This window comes from Larkinella fluvii (assembly GCF_051857545.1).
In the GTDB taxonomy this organism is placed as follows: domain Bacteria; phylum Bacteroidota; class Bacteroidia; order Cytophagales; family Spirosomataceae; genus Larkinella.
The window spans coordinates 700,910-724,975 of record NZ_JBPZHB010000004.1; the positions used below are offsets into that span (position 1 = coordinate 700,910).

Sequence of the window (24,066 nt, forward strand, 5' to 3'; positions counted from 1 at the left end):
GGCTCGTTTTTTCCAAATCACCTTCCGCTGAAACCGCAAATTGGTGGGTCAAACCGGTATTGTCCGGCCATGAAATGCATCCTTCCTCAGGTGACGCCAATCCGTTCCTGGAGCAGGGGAAGGGTCACAATAAACTGTCCGTCTTTTTCTTCAATAAAAGGACTGGGTTGTTTCAGCAGCTTGTATTTGGAAGCGATGTTCGACAAACCGACGTGGTTCGATTCCACCCGAACGTTTTTACGCTGCAGGGTATTTTTGATCTGTAAAAAGCCGTCTGTCGTCTCAATTTTGATTTTCAAGGGCTGTTCCGGCAACATCGTATTGTGCTTGACAGCATTTTCGACCAGCATTTGCAGCGTTAAGGGAGGCAGCAAAGCATCTTTGTCCTCCTCCCGAACCACCACCTGCAGAGAGATACCCGGCCCGTAACGGGTTTTGAGCAAGTGGTAGTAGGAGTCGATAAAATCCAGCTCCTTCCGAAGGGGCGTCAGTTCGCGCTCGTTGGTCTGTAACAGGTAGCGGTAAACGCTGGCCATATCGTCGACAAATGCTTCGGCCAGATTGGGGTTTTCGGTGATGAGCGACGAGAGCGTATTGAGCGAATTAAACAGAAAATGTGGATTTACCTGGTTTTTCAATACTTCAAACCGGCCCTGCCATTGCATACGCAGCAAGGCTTCTTTTTCGAGATTGGTTTTCCGCCATTGAATAAACAGGTAAGAACCTTCATAAATGCCAATGTATAAAAAGTGGTAAAAAATCTGAATGCCGATGGTTTCCAGGTAGCTGATAAAGAAATTAACATCCCAATCAAAGGTCGATCCTCCATCGTGCGGATAAATCAGTGTATGACCAAAAAAACGGAGAAAATACCCGATGTTGACCAGGATGGGAAACGCCAGCAGCAGTAAATAAAACCGGTAGCGAGTGTTGGCCAGACCCGGATGCCGGCGCTGAATCCACCGGACGAGCCAGCGGGTTATGTTCCAGCAAATATAACCGGAGGTAATTCCCACAATAAAATACCGGATCAACTCAATGCTGGTATAACTGAGCAGCAGTTTAACCCGGAAAAATAACGCCCCAAAAAAGAACAATACCAGTGGCCCCGTCAACCGAAGGTGGGTATCGTTAAAAGTCATCATAGCATCGGATTAAAAGCCAGGCATTCGGGTTTATTTTAGTTCGTTCGTCATCAGGGGCAGGGTGACACAAAAACTGGTTTCCGTGTTCAGGATTTCCAGATTTCCCTGTCCCAGCAATTGGTATTTTGTGGCGATGTTGGCCAAACCGACGCCATTGGAAGCCACGCGGAGGTTTTTCAACTGCACATTGTTCGAAACAATCAGCCGACCGCTCTGTGTGGTTTCAATGCGAATCTGGAGGGGTTGATCAGAAAGTATGATGTTGTGTTTCACCGCATTTTCGACCAGCATCTGGAGCGTCAGGGGCGGTAATTGCGCTTCCCTGAAGCCATCGGCGACACGCACTTCCAGCTCAATGCCATTTCCATACCGGGTTTTCAAGAGGTGGAAATACGATTCAATAAATCTCAATTCATCGCGAAGGCTGGTCAGGGCGTTTTCGTTGGTCTGCAATAAATACCGGTACACACTCGATAATTCCTCGATAAACAGTTCCGCTTTGTCAGTGTCTTCGTCAATCAGGGACGAAAGCGTATTGAGCGAATTAAAGAGAAAATGCGGATTGACTTGTTGTTTTAAACTGTCGAGCTGGCTTTGTAAGTTCGCTTTTTTAAGCTTTTCGGTTTCGCTGATGGTTTGCGACCATTTCTCAAAGGTATACACACTTTCGTGAACGATGTTGGCGACAATGTTGCCGATGATTCCCAGGGTAATTGCCCAGAGAAGCCGGTTGCTTGCGAAGGTATAGCCCGGAAAATGAATCCACTTATAAACGTAAAACAGAAAAGTTATGGCAACCGAAGACATCAGAATGTGAATCGACAGGGCCAGGCACAGGCGCATCCAGGTCTGGCGAATGTGCGGAAATCGTTTGCGAAGATAAACCGCCGGCACGGCGTGGAGAAAAAAAGCCGGTGTCCAGATCAGTGTCGTCAGCAGCGAAGCTCCCAGAAAAATATCCAGCCGTTGAAAATAGGGTTTCCCGAGCATCATGTAGTTCAGGAAAAGGTAATAACCCGGCAAGAGGCCGAGTGCGATCCAGGTGTCACGGTTGGTATAACGGATAGATTTCAGGCCCACATCGGTAGGGAAAAGTCAGGGTAAATTTACCAAAAAATCGGCACCTTTAACGATCAGTGGCACCCGAACGCTAAACTGCTGACCGTCGTCGGTGATCACCGGGCGCGGCAACCGCAGGAGCGTAAACCGCTCGGTGAGTTGCCGTAAACCGCCGGGCTGCTTGTTGACCTGTACATTTTTTCGCTGAATATTGTTGGTCACGCGTAATACAACCAGCCCATCGTTGATCTGCGTTTCGGCCTGGAGCGAGATCACGAGCGGCCGGTCGGCCAGAATGATGTTGTGGCGGATGGCGTTTTCGATCAGCGTTTGCAGGCTGAAAGGCGGCAGATAACATTCCAGCAAGTACGATTCGATGCCAACGTGCAATTCGATGGCGGGACCATACCGGGTTTTTAAGAGGTAAAAAAACGAATGGATAAAGTTCAGTTCCGTCTGGAGCAATACGAGCTTGCGCTCATTCGATTGCAGCAAGTACCGGTACACACTCGATAACTCTTCCAGAAATTTGTTGGCCTGCTGCTTGTCCTCGGAAATCAGAGCCGACAACGAATTAAGGCTGTTGAACAGAAAATGCGGATTGACCTGACTCTTCAGGCTGTCGAACTGCCCCTGAATCCGGGATTTCTGAATCGCTTCGGCTTCGGCAATGGCTTTGCGGTATTGTTGCAGGTAATAGATGATTTCGTAGGTCGTCCCCAGAATCAGGGAACAAAAGATACCGATTCCGATGTAAGCCTGATAGACGCGGGCCGTGATGGGAATAATGGCCAGCCCGGTCAGATCGGTCAGAAAGATGAACAATGACTGGCACAAAACCGCCAGCAGCCCGTAGCCGGTAAAGGTGATGACAATCCGCCGGAAGGCATGCCGGGCGTCCGGGAATTTTTTGCGGACGAAGTGCACCCAGCTCACGGAACCTTCCCAGGCCAGGGTCATGTAGGCCATGCCAATAAAGACCCAGCCTGAATACAGAACCGGATTGTGCTGGTAATCTTTCAGGTAGAGTATGTTGCCCAACAGCACCATCAGCGGGATTCCTATCCAGCGGAGCCATCGGTCGTTCGGTCTTTCCAACGTCGTCACGTACTTTGCAATGATTTATTATTTTTTGTAAAATAAAGGGGAGTTGACCGTTTGCTCAATACAGAATGGATTGAAACGCCGACTTTTGGGGTTGAATTGAGGTTAGTTGGCCCTAAAGAGTATAAAATCATTTTGAGCGATTAGTTTTACGTAAGAATCCCAGAAACAACCCGAATCCGGCAAAGACATGCTTAAATACAGTTTACTTTTTCTATTTCTTCCCATTTCCCTTTTTGCCCAGCAAACGCCGTCCAACCGTTCCGTTACCGATTCCATTCAACTGGCGGAGGTGACCGTTCGGGGCTACGAGACAAACCGCCCGCTGCTCGAAACGGCGGCATCGGTCAATGTACTGTCTGGCAAAGAATTGAACCAACGGTTTGGCACTCCGGCCCTCGTCCCGGCTTTCAACACCCTGCCGGGCGTTCGGATGGACGAACGGTCGCCGGGCAGCTACCGGCTTTCGATCCGGGGGAGCCTGATCCGGTCGCCGTTTGGCGTTCGGAATGTCAAAGTCTACTGGAACGAATTGCCGATGACCGATGCAGGGGGCGGCACTTACCTGAATGCGCTGGACGTTCGCTCCATTGGCCGGGTGGAAGTCATCAAAGGCCCGTCTGGCAGTTTATACGGGGCCGGAACCGGTGGTACGGTTTTGCTCAGCGGGCAGGCCAGCCCGTCGGGCGACCAGGCCAACCGGGCCGAAGTGAGCGCGCTGGCGGGTTCCTACGGGTTGTCGGGTCAAAACTATACGATTCAAACCGGTCAGAACAATTCGGCTATTTCGTTGAATTACGGGCATTTACAATCGGATGGCTACCGGGCCAACAGCCGGATGTACCGCGACAATCTGTCGTTGAACGCCACCTTTGCCGTCAACCCCAAGCAAACGGTTTCGGTCATGGGGTTATACTCGGATCTGATGTACCAGACGCCGGGCGGGCTAACCCAGTCGCAGTTTGTGGCCGATCCGCGCCAGGCCCGGCCATCGACGCGGGTTTCACCCGGCAGCGCGGATCAGCGCGCTGCCATTTACCAGAAAACCGGGTACCTGGGCTTCTCGCACCAATACCGCTGGAACGACCGCCTTCAGAACACGACGGTTTTGTTCGGTTCGCTGACCGACTTTGCCAATCCGTTTATTACCAACTACGAAAAACGCGCCGATCAGGGCATTGGGGGACGGACGGTGACGCGCTGGCAGATGATTGAAGCGGGCGTTCCCACCCAACTGGTTTTTGGGGGCGAGTGGCAGAACAATTTCACCATCACCCGCAATTATGGCAACCGCCGGGGTCAGCCCGACACGCTGCAGTCAGACGACGAATTCCGGGCGTCGCAGTCGGTTTTGTTTGTCCAGTTGGAAGCGAACCTTCCGTTCGGCATCATTGCCACGGCCGGGTTGAGTCGCAACGAAGTATCGTATCGGTTTACCCGGTTTTCGGATCAGCCCATTGTCCCACAACCGCGTGGCTTTCAGCCGGTCTGGTTGCCGAGGGTGGCCTTGTTGAAGAAAATTGGCGATCACGTGTCGGTTTTTGCCAGCGTCAGCACCGGCTATTCCGCCCCTACAATTCAGGAAGTCCGGCCATCGGCCGGAACCTTTAATCCGACGCTGGAGCCGGAGCAGGGTACCAACATGGAAGCTGCGGTTCGGGGCCAGTTAAACCGGTTTCAGTTCGACGTCGCCGTGTATCAGTTCCGATTGCGGCAAACGATCGTTCGGCGGTCGGTGGAAAGCGGAGCCGAATACTTCATTAATGCCGGGGCTACGAATCAAAAAGGGCTGGAAGCACAACTATCGTATAATCTGGTAGTTCCGAAACCGTCCGGCTTCTGGCAAACCGTCCGGGTCTGGAACAGCACCACGGTGACCAATTACCGGTTTAAGAATTACCAGCAGGGCACCGCCGATGTGTCGGGTAACCGCGTCACGGGCGTCCCCCCGTTGGTGGTCGTCACCGGTTTTGATGCTGAAACCCGGCTGGGATTCTACGCGCACCTGACGCACCAGTTTATCGATAAATTCCCGCTCGATGATGCCAACGCTTTCCAATCCGACATTGCCCGGATGCTGAACGCGACGCTGGGATTCCGGAAAACGCTGGCCAAACGCTGGACGCTCGATGCGTATGTCAGTGGGGATAACCTGCTCGATCAAACCTACAGCCTGGGCTATGACCTCAACGCGTTTGGCGGCCGGTTTTACAATGCCGCCCCGCGCCGGAATTTTACGGGTGGCGTAAGGCTGGCGGTTCGGTGGTAATTGGGTTTACAGTACTCGGTTTACGGTTTTCAGTCGCTGACAAGGCAAGCGAAAGCTACCGGAGACGGTAAACCGAAAACCATAAAAAACATGTCACGAGGAAGCTTTTCAAGGAATACGGGTCAGTTCGCGCTTCTGATTCTGCGGCTGGGCTTAGGTGTCGATCTGGCGATGCACGGTCTGGTGCGGATACCGAAGCTGGCAAAGTTTGCCGATAAAATGGTCGGTGATTTTTCAACTACCATTTTACCCGAGCTTTTGGTGCGGAGTTTCGCATTCACGCTGCCCTTTGTTGAGTTAGCGATTGGCGTGCTGCTGTTCATTGGGGGGCGGTTTCTGGTCTGGGGCGGTTTGCTGGGCGGAATAACGATGACCGCCCTGATTTTCGGAACAGGTTTGCGGGAAGAATGGAATACCGTTAGTATTCAGTTAATTCATGTACTGGCTTTTTACTTTCTGCTGAAGGAAGCAGAAGAGCGGTAATGCCTCACGTTGGCTTCAACCATACGAGCGCGAATGCAATTCCACCGTTTATTTAGGAGTCTGCGTTACTTTTTGACCTGAAAGCGGTCTCAAGTAGGTAGTCATATTCCTAAAATAAACCGAATCTCATGAGTTTACCCGTTCAAGAATTGAAAGGCATTACTGCTGATCTGGCCGAAGCCTTAAAAGCACAGGGGCTAACCAACACTGACGCCCTGCTCGAAGCCTCCAAAACCGTACCTTTGCGGAAGAAACTAGCCGCTACGGTCGGCGTAGAAACCGCCGTGATTCTGGATCTGGCCAACCGGGCGGATTTGAATCGCATAGCGGGGATTGGTGGCGTCTATAGCGATTTGCTGGAAGAAGCCGGCGTCGATACCGTCAAGGAACTGGCCCATCGCTCACCGGAAAACCTCTTTGCCAAAGTTATGGAAATCAACCAGGAACGGCAGCTTACACAGCGGCCCCCGACGCTGGAAAAAATCACCGATTTTATCAACCAGGCCAAAACTTTACCCGCCGGGTTGGAGTATTGATCAAATAATAAATGTAAAATGATGAACGCCAAATGTAAAAGTGAAGAGGGAAGCACCCGGATACTTTTACATTTGGCGTTCATCATTTTACATTTATCATTCATTTATAACGTTATCGACTCGTCTTTTTCTTCGTAAAACAGGTAATTCAGGTAATCGCAATACGGTTTGATCAACCGGGCACCTTTCACGACTTCATCCACAAAATCCGGTTTTATCACCTCCTGATCCGAGTACCGGTGGAGGAAGAACAGTTCTTTCCGGCGCAGTAAACCAATCTCCGGATGGTCGGCCGAATAGCCTTTGGGTGACGTTTTCATCGTTTCGCCGGAAATTTCCGGAAAATACGCTTTGAACTCCGGCGCTTCAATAATGTCCTTCAACTCATCGACGTTGTAGTCGATTTCCTGCCGAAACTTGGCAAGTTGCGCTGGTGTCGGTTGCCACATGCCCGCGCCCAGAAACGTTTCGCCACCGGGTTGCAGGTGAAAATAATAGTCGATTCGACCCGAATGCCGTCCGCCCGGACCCACGGCAGCCGCCAGATTTTTCTTGTAAGGCGCCTTGTCTTTGGAAAACCGGATGTCGCGGTTGATGCGGAAAATGCAATCCTTTACGGCGGTGTTGGGCAGTGGCTGAAACGTTTCGATGCCCTGCAGCAACTTGCTCACAAAGCCTTCAAACTCGGATTTAGCCGCATCGTAGCGGGCGCGGTTTGCCTGAAACCACTCCCGGTTGTTGTTTAAAACCAGATCGTGCAGAAAGTCAAGCGTTTGAACGGAGAGCTGAGAATTAGGTGCGTTTTTCGTCTTCATACAGTTCCAAAGCTAGCCAGAAATAGCGAAGTTTGCACGGAAATTCAATTGTGAATGAGTGAATGAGCGAATGAGTGAATAGCTCCGCTGAAAGCATGATTCTGGCGAAGCTATTCACTCATTCGCTCATTCGCTCATTCACTCATTCAAAAAATATGTCTCGCATTCTCACTGGTATTCAAAGCAGCGGACGACCGCATTTGGGTAATATTCTGGGGGCCATCAAACCCGCCATCAAACTGTCGGAAGAACCCGGTAACGACTCCTTTCTGTTCATTGCCGACCTGCATTCCCTGACGACTATCAAAGACGGTGCCTTGCGCCGGGACTACATCCGGGCGGTGGCGTCGGCCTGGCTGGCATTCGGGCTCGATACGACCAAAAACACCTTCTGGCGGCAGTCGCACGTGCCGGAGCATACCGAGCTGGCGTGGTACCTAAACTGCTTTACGCCGTTTCCGATGCTGTCGAACGCCCATTCGTTCAAGGATAAGTCGGAGCGGCTGGCGGATGTCAACGCCGGTTTGTTTACGTATCCGTGTTTGATGGCGGCTGATATTCTGCTGTATGACGCCAACCTGGTTCCGGTTGGAAAAGACCAGAAACAGCACGTCGAAATGACGCGCGACATGGCCAGTGCGGTCAATCACCAGGTAGGCGAGGAGATTTTCGTTTTGCCCGAATCCCGCATCGATGAACGGATTATGACCATTCCGGGCATCGACGGCCAGAAAATGAGCAAGTCGTACAACAACTACATCGACATTTTCGTACCGGCCAACGAGCTTTATAAAGTGATCAAAAAGATCGTTTCGGATTCGACGCCACTCGAAGAACCGAAAAATCCGGCTACCGATATCACCTTCCAGTTGTATGCACTGCTGGCGGATGAGGCTCAGGTGGAAACCATGCGCCAGAATTACCTGAACGGCGGGTATGGCTACGGCCACGCCAAAAAGGAACTGTATGAACTGATCATCAGCCAGTTTGCCGAAGCCCGCGAGAAGTTCAATTTCTACATGGAAAACGAAGAAGCACTGGAACGCGAACTGCGCAACGGCGAAGAAAAAGCCCGTGCCGTTGCCTCGGTCACGATGGAACGGGTTCGACGGAAATTAGGCTACAATTAATGGCGATTGAGTGATTAAGCGATTGAGTGAAAAATTCGACAAAACTCACTCAATCGCTTAATCACTCAATCACTCAATAAATTTGGAAACGCTCAACCAACTCGACACCGACCTCTTTCTCTGGCTGAACGGCTTGTATGCGCCGTGGCTGGATCCGGTTATGGTGGGGGCCACGATGCGCAATACTTGGATTCCGTTCTATGCGCTGCTGATTGGCTGGTTGATTTTTCAATACCGGAAACGGGCGTTCGGTCTGGTAATGACGTTGGTGCTGGCCGTGGTGTTGAGTGATCAGATGGCGTCTGCGGTCTTGAAACCGCTGACACTCCGGTTGCGCCCCTGTCACGAGCCGGCCTTGCAAAAACTCATTCATCCGGTGCTGGAATGTGGCGGCACCTACGGTTTTGCGTCTTCCCATGCCGCCAACACCTTTGCGCTGGCAATGGCATTGTGGTTGTTGATCGGGAAACGGTTCGGCTGGCTCAGGTGGGTGTTTTTGTGGGCCGCTATCGTTTCCTACAGTCGAATCTACGTCGGCGCGCATTATCCGCTGGATGTTTTGGCAGGTGCCGGGATTGGCGTAATCATGGCTGTTTTTTGTGTTAACGTTTACCGGTATGTAGAGAAACGGTTCGATTGGGCGAAAAAATAAGATGCCTTCGCCTTAAATATTCAATATAATGTTGTAATAATCTTATAATCAATCTTCTACAAGAAAACTTTAAGGTTCTCTTCCCAAGAGTCAAATACTATTTGTATTTTTGCGGACATTTTCGGCACTGATTCAGCACTGAATGGCATCCCTCAACACGGTTAAGATTTTTTCAGGTAGTCAATCGACGTATCTGGCAGAGAAAATTGCCCACCAATACGGCAAGGATCTGGGCGGTTACACCCTTCGTAAATTCAGCGATGGAGAACTATCTCCAAGCTATGAAGAGTCGGTTCGTGGTTGCGACGTTTTTCTGATTCATTCGACAAACCCGCCCGCCGACAATCTGATGGAGTTGTTGCTGATGGTCGACGCAGCCCGTCGGGCCTCGGCTCACTACGTAACGGTTGTTATCCCATACTTCGGTTACGCCCGTCAGGATCGGAAAGACAAACCGCGCGTGGCTATTGCCGCCAAACTGGTGGCCAACATGCTGGCGGCTGCCGGGGCAGATCGCCTGATGACGATTGACCTCCACGCCGGTCAGATTCAGGGATTCTTTGATTTTCCGGTCGATCACCTGGAAGGAACGTCGGTTTTCGTTCCCTACATCCGGAGCCTGAACCTGGACAATCTGCTGATTGCCTCACCGGACGTTGGTGGTGCAGCCCGCGCCCGGACGTTTGCGAAGCATTTCAATGCCGATATCGTGCTGTGCGACAAGCACCGCAAGCGGGCCAACGAGATTGCTTCGATGCAGGTCATCGGGGATGTGGAAGGTGCCAATGTCGTTCTGGTCGATGACCTGATCGATACGGGTGGGACCTTGTGTAAGGCGGCTGAAATTATCCTGGAAAAAGGAGCCAAATCCGTCCGGGCAATCTGTACGCACCCGGTGATGTCGGGCAAAGCGCACGACAACATTACGAATTCGGTGCTGGAAGAACTGGTGGTGTCCGACACCATGCCGTTGCGCCAGTTGAGTCCAAAAGTGAAAGTGCTGACGGTGGCGGATTTGTTCGCCAAAGCCATCGGCCGCATTCGCGATCATGAATCTATTAGTTCATTGTTTATAAATTCTTAAAAGAGAGGAAAGAGGATAGACAAGAGAGGAAAGACAAAAAGCTACGCGCTTGGTGCCATTCTCGACGGTTTAAAATCTTTTATCTCTTGTCTCACATCTAACATCTTATTATAATGAAACAACACGAGATTGTAGGGTATAACAGAGCGAATCTCGGTAAGACAGAGTCGAAGGCTCTTCGTATCGAAGGAAATGTACCCTGTGTATTGTACGGAGGTAAAACCCAGGTCCATTTCTATTCGCCGGCTATCCTGTTCCGCACCTTGCTGACCACGCCAGACGCGTACGAAGTGACTCTGAACATTGAAGGTGACGAATACAAAGCCATTTTGCAGGACGCGCAGTTCCATCCGGTGAACGACCAGATTCTGCACGCCGATTTCCTGGAAATCGTAGAAGGAAAAGATATTAAAGTTGAAGTACCGATTCGTTTTAGCGGTATTTCTCCCGGTGTACAGCAGGGGGGTAAATTGATTCAGAAAATGCGTAAACTGAAACTGAGCGGGCCTTACACGAAGATTCCCGATTACGTTGAAGTGAACATCTCGAATCTGGAACTGGGCAAAACGGTGAAAGTAAGCGCCATCCAACTGGAAGGCGTCGAAATTCTGGATAGCACAGCTCTCCCGATTGCTACGATTGAAATTCCGCGTTCTATGCGGGGAAAAACCGCTTAACACCGGTTTGATTGCTAATAGATTAGACGTAAAAAGCCAGCCCTTATTGATTGGGCTGGCTTTTTTTGGTTTACGGTTTTCAGTTTACGGTGGCTGACGCATGCTCATAAGCACTAGGTATAATGCATCAGCCACCGTAAACCGTATACTGAAAACCGTAAACCAATTACTTCTTCGTCACCCGAATCGAAATCCGGCGGTTTTGGGCGCGGCCTTCTTCGGTGTCATTCGACGCCACCGGATGTTCCTGTCCGTAGCCTTCCGCATCCAGCCGGCTTTTGTCGACGTTCAGATTGGCCAGTTCGTTTTGAACGGATTTGGCCCGGTCACCCGAGAGTTTCAGGTTGGAATCCGCATTGCCGGTATTATCCGTGTAACCGCCCAATTTAATGGCGACACCCGGATAGGCTTTCAGGATTTCGGCGATGTTTTTCAACTGCTCCTGCGACTCGGGTTTAAGCGTGGCGCTGCCGGTTTCGAACGTCAGCCGATCGAAGTCAAACCAGGTTTCTTTATCGACGGCTTTTTCGTCATCCTCGATGAACGCCAGCAGTTTGTTTTCAACACCCCGCTCCGGCAGGCTAAGTTCAGTGCCGTTCGTCAATTTGACCGGTTGAAAAGCGCCCAGATTGGGTGTGCTGACGGTTTCATTGTCAGCCCCGGTTGATTTTTCCAGATCGACGCCTTCCATGCCGCCCACTGCAACCTGACCTTCCTGCACAAATTCCGTGGTTTCAGTCGATTGCACGGCGATGTATGGCGCAATGACCAGCGATACAATCGACATCAGCTTGATCAGAATGTTCATTGAAGGGCCGGAAGTGTCTTTGAACGGATCACCAACGGTATCACCCGTTACCGACGCTTTGTGCGGTTCCGATTTTTTGTAATATATCTGCCCGTTGATTTCGACGCCTTTCTCGAAAGACTTCTTGGCATTGTCCCAGGCGCCACCGGCGTTGCTCTGGAAAATCCCCATTAAAACGCCGGAAACCGTAACCCCTGCCAGAAAACCGCCCAATACTTCGGGGCCGAAAATGAAACCGACGATGACCGGTGAAATCAAGGCGATAGCGCCCGGCAGAATCATTTCGCGAATCGACGCCTGGGTTGAAATGGCGACGCATTTTTCGTATTCCGGTTTGCCGGTTCCTTCCAGAATGCCCGGAATTTCGCGGAACTGACGACGAACTTCCTCCACCATTTTCATGGCAGCCCGGCCCACGGCGGCAATCGCCAGCGACGAGAAGATGAACGGAATCATCCCGCCGACGAAAAGGCCGGACAACACATCGGCTTTGTAAATGTCGATGCCGGTAATGCCCGAAACGCCCACGAAAGCGGCCAGCAGGGCCAGCGACGTCAGGGCGGCCGAGGCAATGGCGAATCCTTTACCGGTGGCAGCCGTCGTGTTTCCAACGGCATCCAGAATGTCGGTGCGACCCCGAACTTCTTCGGGGAGTTCGCTCATTTCGGCAATCCCACCGGCGTTATCGGCAATCGGACCAAAGGCGTCGATGGCCAATTGCATGGCGGTCGTCGCCATCATCCCGGCGGCTGAAATGGCCACCCCGTACAGACCGGCAAATTTGTAAGAAATAAAAATACCGGCGGCCAGCGTCAGAATTGGCAAAACCGTCGATTCCATCCCTACTGACAAACCGCCGATGATGTTGGTCGCGTGACCGGTCGACGACTGGCGAACGATGGTCATCACCGGACGGCGACCCATCGCGGTGTAATATTCGGTAATAATCGACATCAACGCCCCGACCACCAAACCGGTGACAATGGCGTAAAACACATCGAGCCGCGTGAACTCAACGCCCCGGATTTCCAGGATGCCGGTGGGCAGAACCGCGTTCACCAGAAAATAGGACGCAACGACCGTCAGGATGATGGATGCCCAGTTGCCCATATTCAGAGCCGCCTGCACGTTGCCGTTGTCGTCTTTTACCCGCACAAAATAGGTGGCAATGATGGAGAAGATCAACCCCATTCCGGCAATCAGCATGGGCAACACGATGGGCGCGTGACCAAAAATGTTGCTCACATCTGGAATCCGGATTTCCCGACCCAGTACCATCGTCGCCAGAATCGTCGCCACGTACGAACCGAACAAATCAGCACCCATCCCGGCTACGTCACCGACGTTGTCACCCACGTTATCGGCAATGGTGGCCGGGTTTCGTGGGTCATCTTCCGGAATACCGGCTTCTACTTTTCCCACCAAATCTGCACCGACGTCGGCCGCTTTGGTGTAAATACCGCCCCCAACGCGCGCAAACAAGGCAATAGACTCGGCACCCAGCGAGAAACCGGCCAGCACTTCCAGGGTTTTTTCCATGGGAATTCCGTTCACATCGCCGGTGGCTCCCACATAAATGGAATAAAAAATGATGAATAAAACGCTCAGCCCGATCACGGCGAGACTGGCCACGCCGATGCCCATCACCGAGCCGCCGGTGAACGAAACCGCCAGCGCGCGGGTCAGGCTGGTCCGGGCGGCCTGTGCCGTGCGAACGTTCGCTTTGGTGGCGATTTTCATGCCGATGTACCCCGCGAGAGCCGAGGTGAAAGCCCCGATGGCGAAGGCAATCCCGATGGGCCAGTCGGAGTTTTCAACTAAAGTACCGGCAAAACTGAGCAGGAGGGCAACAAAAACACCGAAGATTATGAGGACCCGCCATTCGGCTTTTAGAAAGGCAATGGCACCGTCGGCGATGTAGGATGCGATCTCCTGCATCCGTTCGTTACCAGCATCCTGGCGCGAAACCCATACAAATTTGGTGTACATCACCACCAGGCCAATGAGACCCAGAATGGGAACAAGGTAAATACTCGAATTCATGCTGTAAGATTAATGAGGTTTAATTTTTGCAAAGTCGCAAATATAATTGGATTGACAGCAATTGAAAATCGGTAAACTGGTTTTGATAGATTTTTTAGAGAAAAACTGTACTTATTTTTAGGGATCAAAAAAAACGGGCTTTTAATTCAAAATGCGCCGAAGCCGGTAGTAATTCGTTCGGTTACCCTGACTATTTTTGTTATTCATGTGACTGCTTCCTTCTGATGATCAACCGACACTATTTGCGATTCTGCTGCTATACCGCGTTCGTTCTCACCGCGTTCGCTTCCCTTTCGTTCGGGCAAAACAAACCAGCCGCGGCCGGAACCATCTTGCAGGGGCTCAAAAAACTCAATGTAGTGGGTTCCGTACTGTATGTGGCAGCCCACCCGGACGACGAAAATACGCAGTTGCTAACGTATCTGGCCAATGAGCGACTGCTCCGGACCGGCTACCTCTCCATGACGCGGGGTGACGGTGGGCAGAACCTGATCGGACCCGAGCAGGGCGAATACATTGGCGTGATCCGGACGCAGGAATTGCTGGCCGCCCGGCGCATCGACGGCCCGGATCAGTTTTTCAGCCGGGCCAACGATTTCGGCTTTTCCAAATCGACGGACGAAGCCGTTCGGATGTGGGGGCAGGAGCAGGCCCTGGCCGATGTGGTCTGGATGATTCGGAAATACCGCCCGGATGTGATCATTACCCGGTTTCCGCCCGACAGCCGCGCCGGTCACGGACACCACAGCGCGTCGGGGTATCTGGCTGAGGAAGCCTTTAAGATTGCCAACGACCCGACCAAATATCCTGAGCAGCTGAAGTGGGTGAAACCGTGGCAGCCCAAACGGATTTTCTGGAACGTGTTTATTCCGGGGGCGTTTATGAGCAACAAAAAACCGGACGAACCGGGCGTGATTTCGGTGGAAACCGGTCTCTATAATCCGTTGCTGGGAAAATCGTACGGTGAAATTGCCGCCGAAAGCCGGAGTCAGCACAAAAGCCAGGGTTTTGGCGTTCCGGCCAATCGGGGTGTTAAAATCGATTACCTGGCCCTGAAAGGCGGAGAACCGGCCCCAAACGACCCCTTCGATGGCGTCGATCTGAGCTGGAAACGCGTTGCGGGCAGCGAACCGGTGCAACAGTTGATCAATCAGGCGATTGCCAACTTCAAGCCCGAAAAACCGGTGGCTTCGGTGCCGGTTCTGGTGCAGACGTACAAAGCGCTCAGTCGGCTTGATACGGCCAATATTTACGTCAAAACCAAACGCCTGGAAATCGAGACGCTGATTCAGCAGTGCATTGGTCTCTGGTTTGAAACCAACCCCGGCAACTACGCAGCCGCGCCCGGTGAAGCCATTCGGGTGACGAGCAGCGTGGTGAACCGCACCGACTACCCGGTCAAGCTGATCGGCATGCAAATGCCCGCGATCCACAAAGATACGGTTACGAATCTGGTTCTGAAGCCGAATGATGTGGCTGCGTTTACAACGACGGTGAGCATTCCGGCCAACCAGCCGATCTCGCAGCCTTACTGGCTGGAAAAACCGGTGATGAAAGGCTTGTTTCAGGTGAGCAACCAGGCCCTGATCGGCTACCCCGAAAATCCGCCTGCTTTCACGACGCTTTACACCTTCGACATTGATGGCCAGATATTTACCTTTAGCCGTCCGTGGAGCTACAAATCGACAGATCCGGTGGATGGCGAAATCTACCGACCGTTTATCATCCAGCCGGCCGTCATGGCGAACCTAGCCGAACGGGTTTACGTATTTGCCGACAATGCGCCCAAAACCGTCGATGTAATTTTGAAATCCGGTCGGGCGAACGTTTCCGGGACGTTGAAGCTCGAAGTTCCAGCGGGCTGGCGGATCGAACCGGCGCAACTGCCGTTCGATCTGAAAGAAAAGGCGCAGGAAGTGCGGGTGTCGTTCCGGGTATTTCCATCGGCGGCCTACAGTGAGGGCAAACTGCGCGCCGTGGTCAGCACTGAATCACCCGAAAAAACCGGGTATGCCAGCAGTTTACGGGTGGTAGCATACAAGCACATTCCAACTCAGACGTTGTTTCCGGCGGCTGAAGCCAAACTGGTGAAACTGGACGTCAAGGTAAAAAGTAAAAACATTGGGTACATCGCGGGAGCAGGTGACGAAGTTCCGGCAGCTTTGCAGCAGATTGGTTGTCTGGTGACTCCGCTAGGACCCCGCGAGTTGAACGCCGATCTGGCGCGGTTCGACGCCATTGTGGTGGGCGTTCGGGCCTACAACACCGAAGAATGGCTGCGGTATTACCAGCCGAAGCTGATGGATTACGTCAAAAATGGCGGCACCATGATCGTCCAGTACGTAACCCCGGGTGGTTCCTTCATTCAGAACGGATTGAAAGTGAATCAGATCGGGCCGTATCCGTTCACCGTTGGCCGGGATCGGGTCACGGAAGAGGATGCCAAGATGACGTTTTTAAAACCACAGCACCCCTTACTCAATACGCCCAACAAGATTACGGATCAGGATTTCAGTGGCTGGGTGCAGGAGCGCGGCATCTATTTTGCGCAGGAGTGGGACAAAGCGTACGAACCCATTTTTTCGGCGCATGATACCAACGAAGCTGCCAAAGAAGGGAGTTTGATTTACTGCAAATACGGAAAAGGCCACTTTATGTACACTGGTCTGGTGTTTTTCCGGGAATTACCGGCGGGTGTTCCAGGAGCCTATCGTTTATTCGCCAATATGATTTCGGTTGGGAAATAACTCAGGCATCAGCAGAATGTGGCAAATCTGGATTGATACCGGTGGAACCTTCACGGATGGTATGGCCACCGATCCAGAGGGTACTGTACACCGCACCAAAGTACTCAGCAGCAGTTGTCTTCGGGGAATAATCACGTCTGATAATAGGCTTAAACTGGACGCGCAATGGCTTCAGGCTCCCATTTTCAACGGATATAAATTGCGAATTCTGGAAACCGGTGAAGAAGCAACGGTTTTAAGCCTGGATTTATCAGGTAATCTTCTGTTGGATAAACTAATAAACCCCCAAAGTGAAGTAACGGTTGAGTTATTCACGGGGGAAGAAGCACCGGTTTTAGCCACTCGATTACTAACTTTAACACCGTTAGATAAACCGTTTCCGTCGATGGAGATGCGTCTGGGTACGACGAAAGGAACCAACGCTTTGCTGGAACGAAAAGGCGGTCGGGTCGGCTTGATTGTTACGAAAGGATTCAAAGATTTGCTTAAAATCGGGACGCAGCAACGGCCTCATCTTTTTCAACTGGACATTCCTCCGGCGGAGCTTGTATACGAAACCGTGTGGGAACTGGATGAGCGAATGGATGCCGATGGGCAACCGGTTAAGCCCCTGGCAGACGATTCGGTGACCCAACTTCTGGAACATCTTCAGTTGACCAAATCGGAGGTCGTCGCCGTTTCCCTGATGAATGCCTACCGAAACCCGGCGCATGAGCAGCAGATGGGAGCAATGTTGCGCAAAGCCGGTTTTCTGGTGACGCTTTCCAGTGAGCTTTCCTCCGCCATTCAGTATCTGCCTCGTACGCAAACGACGGTGGTCGATGCGTATCTGACCCCGGTTTTACGTTCGTATTTGTCTAATTTAACCCGGCAACTGGGCGGAAACCCTGTTCGGGTGATGACCAGCGGAGGAGGGCTGGTGAAAGCCGACCTGTTTCAACCCAAAGACAGTTTGCTGAGTGGCCCCGCCGGTGGGGTAATTGGCGCCGGGCACGTTGCCAAAAGCCTGGCTGGTTTTTCGATTCATCGCACGCTGACACTCGATGTCGGCGGCACCAGCACCGACGTTGCCCGGTTCGATGGCCGGGTCGACTACCAGTTTACGACCAAAGTAGGCTCATTTGAGCTGCAATCGCCCTCGCTGGCTGTGGAAACCGTGGCGGCTGGGGGTGGTTCGGTTTGCTGGTTCGACGAAACCGGATCGACGTTCGGGCAATTGCGGGTGGGACCACAGAGTGCGGGCGCGTCGCCGGGTCCAGCCTGTTACGGAGCGGGTGGACCGTTGACGATTACGGACGTCAATCTGTTACTGGGACGGCTGCATCCGGCCTTGTTTGGCATTCCGGTTCAGGTCGAAAAGGCAAAGGCGGCTTTGCAACGGGTTCAGAAACAGGTAGAAGAGAAAACCGGTAAAGCCGTTGAAGAAGAAAGCCTTTTGCTGGGATTCGAACGGATTGCCAACGAAACGATGGCCGGGGCGATTCGTAAAATTTCCGTGGCCCGCGGGTTTGATCCGAGAGACTACGCCTTGCTGGTTTTTGGGGGTGCCGGGGGCTTGCATGGTTGCGCCGTGGCTCAATTGCTGGGTATTCAGACGCTGATTCTTCCGTTCGACGGCGGTTTGCTGAGTGCGTATGGGATCGGTCAGGCCCGGATTGAGCGGATGGCTGCCCGGCAAATCCTGCAATCGCTTCAAAAATCCGCGTCCGAACTAAAACTGGTGGTCAAAGAGTTGATCACAGAAGCAACAGCGGTTTTACGTCAGGATATTGGTAAACAAACGGCTGTTGAGGTGAGTAATGTTCTGTTTTTCATGCGATTGAAGGGCCAGGAAAGTGCGATCGAAGTCCCGTATACCGGAATGATGGACCAAAAAACCGGGTTGATTTTGGACCTGGAAAAGAACCTTGAAGCCCGTTTCCGCGACCGGTATCAGCAGCTTTACGGTCACTTTCCGGCCAACCGGGTGATTGAGCTGGAAAGCATTCGGGTCCTTGTCAGTGAACAACGTTTACGTGCGTCACCCAGCCTAACTAAGGTACCTGACTTACCGGCCACCCCGGCTTTTTCTGTCGGGTCGGTTCCTGTTTATGAGTGGATAACGCTACCGGAAGGTGCGTTTTTCAAAGGCCCGGCCTTGTTATTGAATACCACATCGTCCGGATTTCTGGAAGAAGGCTGGGAAGTTACCATCGGCCCGAATCGAAATGCCGTCGCCCGATATACGGGTGAGTCTCAAACCGCCGATGCCCCCTTGCTGGAAGCGGCTCAAACCGAATTGTTTGCCCGCCGGTTTACGGCGATCGCCGAGGAGATGGGCGCTCAATTGCAGCGAACGGCTTTTTCGGTGAACGTGAAAGAGCGGCTGGATTTTTCCTGTGCCTTGCTGAATGGAAAGGCCGAATTGCTGGTTAATGCGCCCCACATTCCGGTACATCTGGGAAGCCTGGGGATTTGCACGCGTCTGGTCTTGAACAAGCTGTCGCTGGGTCCGGGCGATGTTGTGATCACCAACCACCCCAAATACGGCGGATCGCATTTGCCCGATGTGACCTTAATCGCGGGTGTTTTTACCGAGAAAAATGAATTAATTGGCTACGTCGTCAACCGCGCCCATCACGCCGAAATTGGCGGGAAAGTGCCCGGTTCAATGCCGCCTGATGCCACACGACTGATTGAAGAGGGTGTGGTGCTGGAACCGCAATACCTTATTAAAAACGGCAATTTTTTGTGGGAAGACGTCCAGAAACGGTTTACGGAAGCCACTTTTCCAACCCGCTCGCTGGCCGAAAACCGGGCCGATATCGAAGCCGCGCTGGCGTCACTGCGGGCCGGAGAAACCGCTTTGCAGGCTTTGGTTGGTCAGCACGGGTTAGCAACGGTTCACGGGTATATGTACCGTCTTCAGCAGGCGGCTGCTCATTCATTAAAACCGGTTTTGGAGCAGTTTGCCGGACAAACCTTTTCGGCGCAGGAGTCGCTGGACGATGGTCATCGGATTAATGTCAAAATTGTTGTTGAGAAGGAGTCGATTCTTATTGACTTTGCCGGTACGTCGCCCGTTCATCCCCGCAATTTGAATGCAAACCTGTCCATTTTATACAGTGCGGTTTTGTATGTGCTTCGGTTGTGGTGTGGGCAGGACATACCGCTCAATGAAGGTCTGATGGCCCCGGTTTCGCTTCGGTTGCCCGACGGTTTTCTCAATCCGACGTTTTCTGATGATCCGGCAGCCTGTCCGGCTGTGGTGGGCGGCAACACCGAAGTCAGCCAGCGGCTGGTGGACACCTTGCTGAAAGCCCTGGGGTTAGCTGCCTGTAGTCAGGGTACGATGAATAATTTTCTGTTCGGTAATTCGGCGTTTGGCTATTACGAAACCATCGGCGGGGGCGCGGGGGCCGGACCCGGTTTTGCGGGCCGTTCGGCGGTTCATCAGCACATGACCAACACCAAACTCACCGATCCGGAGGAACTGGAACGGCGGTATCCGGTGCGCCTGCATCGGTTTGACATTCGGACCGGTTCGGGTGGAGCGGGCGTGTGGCCCGGTGGTGACGGTATTGTCCGGGAAATCGAATTTCTGGAACCCGTTCAGGCCACTTTGCTCAGCCAGCACCGGGTAGAAGCACCGTACGGATTGAAGGGCGGAGAATCGGGGCAAACCGGAAAGCAGACGCTGATTGATCCGGATGGAACCGAAACCGCCTTGCCGGGCATTTTTACACGCGCCATGACCCCGGGCGAACGGATCCGGATTGAAACGCCGGGCGGTGGCGGTTATAAAAGTCCGGAACCCGACCTAACCTAACGCTTAACGCTTCATTCTTAACTCCTCGCTCTGTGCCAAAATCCCTTTCCTTTCGTTCCGGTCTCGGAAGTGTGTTGTTCTGGTCGGTCATTTCAGCGGCTTTCATTGGGCCCGGAACGGTCACGACCTGTGCCATGGCGGGTTCACGCTTCGGGCTGGATTTACTCTGGGCGCTTACCTTCTCGACCATCGGCACGATCGTTTTGCAGGAAGCAGCCGCCCGGATCACCATCGCTTCCGGCTTAAGTCTGGGGCAGGTGGTGGCCCGGTCATACGGAACCGGGAGCCGTTGGATTGCGGGTGCGCTGCTTTTTTCCATCGTGTTGGGGTGTGCCGCCTATCAGGCCGGGAACATTCTGGGGGCGGTGGCAGGGTTATCGATGATCATTCCAGTTTCACCAATTTGGTTGACCGCTGGAATCGGGCTGGTCTGCATTTTTCTCCTCTGGCAGGGCTCCACACGCCTGATTGCTAATTTTTTGGGCGTGGTTGTTTTCGTCATGGGCATTGCGTTCGCCTACGTGGCAACCCGAAGTGACGTGTCAGCCGGTATGTTTGTGAAGGCCTTGGTGGTGCCGGTTGCCTCCGCCGATTCGTTTGTGCTGGTCATTGGCCTGATCGGTACGACCATTGTTCCGTATAATCTGTTTCTGGCATCAGGGCTTGGAAAGGGGCAGTCGCTGGCAGAAATGCGCTGGGGAATCGGACTGGCGGTGCTGATTGGCGGTCTCATTTCCATGGCGATTCTGGTGACTGGAACCCTGGTAACCGGCGAGTTTTCATTTCAGAATGTCGCCGACGCCCTGGCCAACCGGGTTGGAGGCTGGAGTCGGCGTCTCTTTGCATTTGGCTTGTTTGCTGCCGGTTTTACGTCGGCCCTGACGGCCCCAATGGCTGCTGCGGTAACGTCCCAGAGTTTGCTGGGCTGGGCCGGTTCTTCCTGGCGGTATCGGTTGGTATGGCTGGGGGTCATGGGTGTAGGGCTGGCATTCGGGCTGATGAATGCGCGGCCCGTTCCGGTTATCATTGTGGTTCAGGCCATTAACGGGGTTTTACTGCTGGTGGTTACGCTATTTCTGTTTCGGGCGGTGAACGACAAAAAACTCATTCCGGAAGCTTACCGGAATTCAGGACTGCAAAATCTGGCGATGCTGGTGGTGGTGGCCGTCTCACTGCTTTTTGGCGGCTGGAACGTGTGGCTGGCGGTTCAGAATTGGCTGAAGTAACAGATTAAACCCGTTCCCGTTCGTTCATCACAAAACCTTTTGATTTTGGTTAAGGAGAAGTGTATCTTCGATTAATCAAACAAATGATGGTATGAAAACGGGGAAAACGATACAGGCTTTGTCGATTTCAATGGCGTTGCTGGCCGGATTAAGTGGCTGTGCGACAAAAGTATACCAACTCAAACCGGTTTCCGGCGATGTGGCCCTGATCGACGGTCGGCCGACGACCAAAGCAGAGCGGGACGGTATTGTGGTCGTGGCTTCCTACGAGCGACTGGATTTGCAGTATGTGGCGCTGGATATTGAAGTAAAAAACAAGACGGACCGCCCGTTCGAGGTCAATCCGGCCAACTTTGAATACACGGCCCTGGATGAAGAACAGCACACGGTTTTCCGGACGGCCAGTTCGCCCCAGAAACCGCTCATGTTTTCGGCCGCCGACCCCATACACGAAGCCGACCGCACGGTTTACAACCAGGAGCGGGAGGTGAAACGGCTCAAAACCGCTAAAGTCATCAACACGGTTTTGCTGGTGGCGGCTGTGGCCAGTGATGTCGCCAGTTCGTCGTCGCGCAACAACCAGCGGCCCGAACGCTGGGTACAGAACCGGGTTACCCACAACAATATCTACTCCGCTATTCAGGCCAAACGCATCATCGACCACGGAATGTTTGCCGACCGGATGCAACGCTACGATTACGAATCCTACCGCTGGAAGGAATTAGCGCTCAAACCCACGACCTTACAGCCCGGCGAATCCGTTCGGGGCCTGGTGTATTTGCCCATGAGCCGCGATGCCAAACACCTGCTGGTCAACTACCCGGTGTCTGATTATGAATCGGTTATGATAACCTTTCAGCAGGAATGGGTGAAAGCGGAAAAGCGGAGGAGGTAATGTCAATCTTCCGAACTACCAGACAAATTTCTTTGTTTTATAGACAAATTTCCTAAATTTGTCTATCGTAAAACTTCATAAACGGATGGCTGCTAGTATTTATTCTGTGCCTCAGGATCGAAACAAACTTGTGTTTTTGGCAATGAAAGGGATTTCCGCAACTACCTTTTTTAGAATTGCTGATCTGACGGGTTATAAAAAAGATCAATTGGCTGAAGTATTCAACACATCCGTCAAGACTTTCCAGCGTTACGAACGAGAAGATAAAAAACTCAATCCACAAGATAGTGAAAAAGCACTGAAAATCATTTCCCTGTTTGAAAAAGGTGTGGATGTGTTTGGTTCCATGGAGCATTTTCGTCGCTGGATGGATAAACCGGCTTACGGCCTGGGGGATCAGGTTCCGTTTGAATTATTGCATACATCAGGAGGTATCGACTTGATTATGGATGAATTAATTCGGATTGAATATGGTGATTTAGCCTGATGCGCGTTTACAGAATTACAAAAGCCCGCTATGCAGAACGACTGATCGCTTCGGGAGGGGTAGCCCGATGGAATTCGAGGGGACAGTTTGTTATCTACACGGCTGCAACGCGGGCGTTAGCCTGTCTGGAAAACGTTGTTCATTTAAGTGGCGAGGGATTACTGGCCGATTTCAGGGTAATGGTTATTGATTTACCTGATCACCTACAAATTGAAACAATTTCTCCCGATCAGTTACCACCGGACTGGTTCACTTTTCAAAACTATTTTGTCTGTCAGCAAATTGGAAATGACTGGCTGCAAAACAGCAGATCACCTGTATTGAAGGTTCCATCCGCCATTATTCCGAACGAATGGAATTACCTTCTTAATCCGGGTCATCCTGATTTTTCGCAGATTGATTTAATTCAGGCTGAGCCCTTCGTTTTTGACCCGCGTATTAAATCGTAACATGCAGAAACGGTATCCCAACCAGCTTTCCTACGGAGCCAATAATCTCGTCGTGGCTTTATCCGAAACCGAAGTGGCCAAGGTTTTTCGGGGGGATACGCGTTCGGATATTGGATCCGAAGCCGAAAAGCTGAAGATTGCCAATCAGATTAATGGATTGGTCGCCCGGTTTATACGACTGGATTACGACGAAGCGAACGAGTGGGACATGTTAGTAATGGAAAGGTTATATCCTCAAGATTTTCGCGGTATTGAAATTTCGAAACGGGAGTTGTTGCTGGATGTTTTTGAGGATGAATTAACAGAACTGCACAAGGCCGGTTTTGTCCACCGGCATCTCCGTCGCCCTTCCGATCAAAGTGGGGAGAAATACGATAACATTCTGTTGACTGATAAAGGGTTACGGCTGATTGATGTCGGAATTTCGGCGTTGAAGACTCAGGTGGGCGAGAAGCTGTTTGGAAAATACCTGGAAGTTGAATTGAGCGAGTTGAATGAGTTCAAGGCGTATTTTTTAAGCCGATGAATCAGTACTGTACGAAGGATTTGATCTTCCGGGATAAATAGCTAAGTATTTGTTGTTCTTTGATCTACTGGATTTTCGAAAGCGATGGATAAACCAATTATTCAGAGTCAATCGGTTTTGGCT

At 52.1% G+C, this 24,066-nt stretch carries 19 protein-coding genes; 14 read left to right on the top strand and 5 right to left on the bottom strand.

The genetic code is table 11. The features are described from left to right. Positions 1–86: 86 nt before the first annotated feature. Genes ACS5NO_RS13395 through ACS5NO_RS13405 form a run of 3 tightly spaced genes read right to left on the bottom strand, consistent with a single transcriptional unit; the run spans position 87 to position 3,302 of the window. Positions 87–1,145, bottom strand: a complete 1,059-nt coding sequence (locus tag ACS5NO_RS13395; RefSeq protein ID WP_439415614.1) for a sensor histidine kinase — start codon at positions 1,143–1,145, stop codon at positions 87–89. 30 nt (positions 1,146–1,175) lie between these two features. Further along, positions 1,176–2,225, bottom strand: a complete 1,050-nt coding sequence (locus ACS5NO_RS13400) for a sensor histidine kinase (RefSeq protein ID WP_439415615.1) — start codon at positions 2,223–2,225, stop codon at positions 1,176–1,178. A gap of 15 nt (positions 2,226–2,240) precedes the next feature. Next, complete coding sequence (locus ACS5NO_RS13405; RefSeq protein WP_439415616.1) at positions 2,241–3,302, bottom strand: sensor histidine kinase; 1,062 nt, start codon at positions 3,300–3,302, stop codon at positions 2,241–2,243. A gap of 196 nt (positions 3,303–3,498) precedes the next feature. Here ACS5NO_RS13405 and ACS5NO_RS13410 point away from each other — a divergent pair, with 196 nt between their 5' ends. The 3 genes from ACS5NO_RS13410 to ACS5NO_RS13420 all read left to right on the top strand — a co-directional run bounded on the left by ACS5NO_RS13410 (position 3,499) and on the right by ACS5NO_RS13420 (position 6,596). Further along, entirely contained in the window at positions 3,499–5,577 is a 2,079-nt protein-coding gene (locus ACS5NO_RS13410) for a TonB-dependent receptor (RefSeq protein ID WP_439415617.1), read from the top strand. A 90-nt stretch (positions 5,578–5,667) separates the two neighbouring features. Then, positions 5,668–6,060: a MauE/DoxX family redox-associated membrane protein gene (locus tag ACS5NO_RS13415; RefSeq protein WP_439415618.1), complete on the top strand. Its 393-nt coding sequence runs from the start codon at positions 5,668–5,670 to the stop codon at positions 6,058–6,060. Between the two features lie 128 nt (positions 6,061–6,188). After that, positions 6,189–6,596 carry a DUF4332 domain-containing protein gene (locus tag ACS5NO_RS13420; RefSeq protein ID WP_439415619.1) on the top strand — a complete coding sequence of 136 codons (408 nt, stop codon included), beginning with the start codon at positions 6,189–6,191 and terminating at the stop codon, positions 6,594–6,596. A 104-nt stretch (positions 6,597–6,700) separates the two neighbouring features. Here ACS5NO_RS13420 and ACS5NO_RS13425 read toward each other — a convergent pair whose 3' ends face one another. Further along, on the bottom strand, positions 6,701–7,411 hold the full coding sequence (locus ACS5NO_RS13425; protein WP_439415620.1) for a DUF2461 domain-containing protein: 711 nt from the start codon (positions 7,409–7,411) through the stop codon (positions 6,701–6,703). Between the two features lie 155 nt (positions 7,412–7,566). Here ACS5NO_RS13425 and trpS point away from each other — a divergent pair, with 155 nt between their 5' ends. The 4 genes from trpS (at position 7,567) to ACS5NO_RS13445 (ending at position 10,954) form a co-directional block, all read left to right on the top strand. Further along, positions 7,567–8,541, top strand: a complete 975-nt coding sequence (trpS, locus tag ACS5NO_RS13430) for a tryptophan--tRNA ligase (RefSeq protein WP_439415621.1) — start codon at positions 7,567–7,569, stop codon at positions 8,539–8,541. Between the two features lie 82 nt (positions 8,542–8,623). Beyond that, on the top strand, positions 8,624–9,193 hold the full coding sequence (locus ACS5NO_RS13435; protein ID WP_439415622.1) for a phosphatase PAP2 family protein: 570 nt from the start codon (positions 8,624–8,626) through the stop codon (positions 9,191–9,193). 142 nt (positions 9,194–9,335) lie between these two features. Then, positions 9,336–10,277: a ribose-phosphate pyrophosphokinase gene (locus ACS5NO_RS13440; protein ID WP_114409279.1), complete on the top strand. Its 942-nt coding sequence runs from the start codon at positions 9,336–9,338 to the stop codon at positions 10,275–10,277. A gap of 113 nt (positions 10,278–10,390) precedes the next feature. Beyond that, positions 10,391–10,954 carry a 50S ribosomal protein L25/general stress protein Ctc gene (locus ACS5NO_RS13445; RefSeq protein WP_114409278.1) on the top strand — a complete coding sequence of 188 codons (564 nt, stop codon included), beginning with the start codon at positions 10,391–10,393 and terminating at the stop codon, positions 10,952–10,954. 166 nt (positions 10,955–11,120) lie between these two features. Here ACS5NO_RS13445 and ACS5NO_RS13450 read toward each other — a convergent pair whose 3' ends face one another. Further along, positions 11,121–13,805 carry a sodium-translocating pyrophosphatase gene (locus ACS5NO_RS13450; protein ID WP_439415623.1) on the bottom strand — a complete coding sequence of 895 codons (2,685 nt, stop codon included), beginning with the start codon at positions 13,803–13,805 and terminating at the stop codon, positions 11,121–11,123. A 224-nt stretch (positions 13,806–14,029) separates the two neighbouring features. Between ACS5NO_RS13450 and ACS5NO_RS13455 the strand changes: the two genes are divergently transcribed. From ACS5NO_RS13455 to ACS5NO_RS13485, 7 genes are all read left to right on the top strand, one after another. Next, positions 14,030–16,552 carry a PIG-L family deacetylase gene (locus ACS5NO_RS13455; protein WP_439415624.1) on the top strand — a complete coding sequence of 841 codons (2,523 nt, stop codon included), beginning with the start codon at positions 14,030–14,032 and terminating at the stop codon, positions 16,550–16,552. A gap of 16 nt (positions 16,553–16,568) precedes the next feature. Continuing rightward, a complete protein-coding gene (locus tag ACS5NO_RS13460; protein ID WP_439415625.1) occupies positions 16,569–20,360 on the top strand; it encodes a hydantoinase B/oxoprolinase family protein in 3,792 nt (1,263 codons plus the stop codon). 32 nt (positions 20,361–20,392) lie between these two features. Further along, positions 20,393–21,586, top strand: a complete 1,194-nt coding sequence (locus ACS5NO_RS13465; protein WP_439415626.1) for an NRAMP family divalent metal transporter — start codon at positions 20,393–20,395, stop codon at positions 21,584–21,586. Positions 21,587–21,677: 91 nt separating this feature from the next. Next, positions 21,678–22,481, top strand: coding sequence for a hypothetical protein (locus ACS5NO_RS13470; protein WP_439415627.1), 804 nt, complete (start codon positions 21,678–21,680; stop codon positions 22,479–22,481). 85 nt (positions 22,482–22,566) lie between these two features. Then, positions 22,567–22,968, top strand: coding sequence for an Xre family toxin-antitoxin system antitoxin (locus tag ACS5NO_RS13475; RefSeq protein ID WP_439415628.1), 402 nt, complete (start codon positions 22,567–22,569; stop codon positions 22,966–22,968). Continuing rightward, on the top strand, positions 22,968–23,417 hold the full coding sequence (locus tag ACS5NO_RS13480) for an RES family NAD+ phosphorylase (RefSeq protein ID WP_439415629.1): 450 nt from the start codon (positions 22,968–22,970) through the stop codon (positions 23,415–23,417). The genes ACS5NO_RS13475 and ACS5NO_RS13480 overlap by 1 nt, the downstream gene beginning before the upstream one ends. Position 23,418: 1 nt before the next feature. Then, entirely contained in the window at positions 23,419–23,943 is a 525-nt protein-coding gene (locus ACS5NO_RS13485) for a hypothetical protein (RefSeq protein WP_439415630.1), read from the top strand. The last annotated feature ends 123 nt before the right edge of the window (positions 23,944–24,066 follow it).